This is a genomic window from Streptomyces sp. NPDC059900 (genome assembly GCF_050270335.1).
Taxonomy (GTDB): domain Bacteria; phylum Actinomycetota; class Actinomycetes; order Streptomycetales; family Streptomycetaceae; genus Streptomyces.
In genome coordinates, this window is sequence record NZ_JBNNJZ010000995.1 from 1 (window position 1) to 1,806 (window position 1,806).

The following is a 1,806-nucleotide window of genomic DNA, read 5'->3' on the forward strand; positions in this document are numbered from 1 at the left end:
GTGTATCCGATGGCCGTGGAGACCGGGGTCCAGGACAGGTCGATCGACGTGGATGTCGCAGTGCCCGCGGCGAGGCCCGTGGGTACGGCGGGTATCTCCACCGGGTCGGTGCCGCCGCCTCCGTCGGGTCCCAGGACGCTGATGTCGTCGGCGAAGTAGGCGCTCTGTCCGTACCAGCCGTGCGTGTAGACGGTGACCGACGTGGTGTTGGCGCCGGTGGTGAAGCTGGTGGAGAGCTGCTGCCAGGACGAGCTGCCCGGCGTCCAGGTCGACACATCGGTGGTGCCGGTGCCGCGGGCGCCCAGGTAGACGTAGGAGCCCTGCACCCAACTGCTGAGCTTGTACGTCGAGTTGGGCTTGACCTTGACGATCTGGGAGCACTCGGCGTTGTTCTGGCCCTCGGGGGTGGCCTTGAGCGCTTTCGTGCCGCCGTGCACGGGGGACGTCACCGCGGTGCCGCTGCCGGCGGCACACGTCCAGTTGCTCAGGTCCGACTCGAACCCGGCGTTCTTGGCGACGTTGACGTCCGCTGCCGCGGCCTCGGCCGCCTTGGTGTCCGCCGACTGCGCGGGCGCCGCGAGCGCGGTGACGGCGAGCGCGGCGGCCGCACCGACGGCGAGCGCCGCGCCGATCCTCCGGCGAACGCCGGGTCTGCCCTTACGTACACGGTCCACGGAATGCCTCCTGGGAGAAGCGAAGGACGAAGGTGAGAGCCGGTGGCCACCGCTACTGTGCGCAAAGCTGGTCCAGACCAATCAGGTTGTCAAGACCTCTGGCGAAACCTGCCGTCCGCACAACAGACGGAGCCCCCCGGAATCCGGTGACCGCCCCGGAGTTCGGAGCGCTGCCGTACTCCACGGCGACCGCCCCCGCGGGAACTCCCAATCCCCGGACGCCGTGATCCGCGTACACCACAATGACCAGCAATCCGACGCCGCAAATCCGTCACCGCAAAAGGGGAAGACGTGAGTGAGAGCCAGCACCCGACAGCCGTGCCGGGCAGGCTGAACACCGCAGTCGCGCACAACGCGCGCGTGTGGAACTACTGGATCGGCGGGAAGGACAACTACGAAGTCGACCAGCAAGTGGGCGACCAGGTCGCCACGATGTTCCCGGTGATCCGGGACGTGGCGCGCGCCGACCGCCAGTTCCTGGGCCGCACCGTCCGCTTCCTGACCGACGACTGTGCGATACGGCAGTTCCTGGACATCGGAACCGGCCTGCCGACCCTCGACAACACCCACGAGATCGCCCAGCGGATCGCACCCGAATCCCGGATCGTCTACGTCGACAACGACCCCCTCGTGCTGCTCCACGCGCGCAGCCTGCTGACCGGGAGCACGCTTGGCGCCACCGACTACATCGACACCGATGTCCGCGACCCGGACGGTGTCATCGAGGGCGCATCGGCAACCCTCGACCTCGACCGACCCGTCGCGGTCATGATGCTGGGCATCCTCAACTTCGTCCTCGACACCGGCGAGGCACGCGACATCGTGCGCCGGATCATGGCCTCCGTCGCATCCGGCAGCTATCTCGTCCTGACCCACCCCACCACCGACACCGACCTGGGCGGCGAGGGCAACGTCGAGGCCATGCGGTTCTGGAACGAGAACGCCACCCCGCCGATCACCGCCCGCACCCGCGCGGAGATCAGCTCCTTCTTCGACGGCCTGGAGGTCGTCACTCCCGGCCTGGTGTCGTGCTCCCAATGGCGCGCCGAGCCCGACTCCGCTCCCGTGCTCCCGCAGTTCGGTGCGCTGGCCCGCAAACCCTGACCCGCGCCGGGACTGCCCGGCTGTGGTG

The 1,806-nt window shown here is 68.8% G+C and carries 2 protein-coding genes; one reads left to right on the plus strand and one right to left on the minus strand.

Going from position 1 to position 1,806, the window contains the following annotated elements:
- Positions 1 to 674: carbohydrate binding domain-containing protein (locus ACQKIP_RS46570; RefSeq protein WP_427745776.1), on the minus strand; the 674-nt coding region annotated here is incomplete at its 3' end.
- 291 nt (positions 675 to 965) lie between these two features.
- On the opposite strand from ACQKIP_RS46570, the gene ACQKIP_RS46575 reads away from it, so the two are divergent.
- Positions 966 to 1,778, plus strand: a complete 813-nt coding sequence (locus tag ACQKIP_RS46575) for an SAM-dependent methyltransferase (protein WP_365864997.1) — start codon at positions 966 to 968, stop codon at positions 1,776 to 1,778.
- Positions 1,779 to 1,806 lie beyond the last annotated feature (28 nt).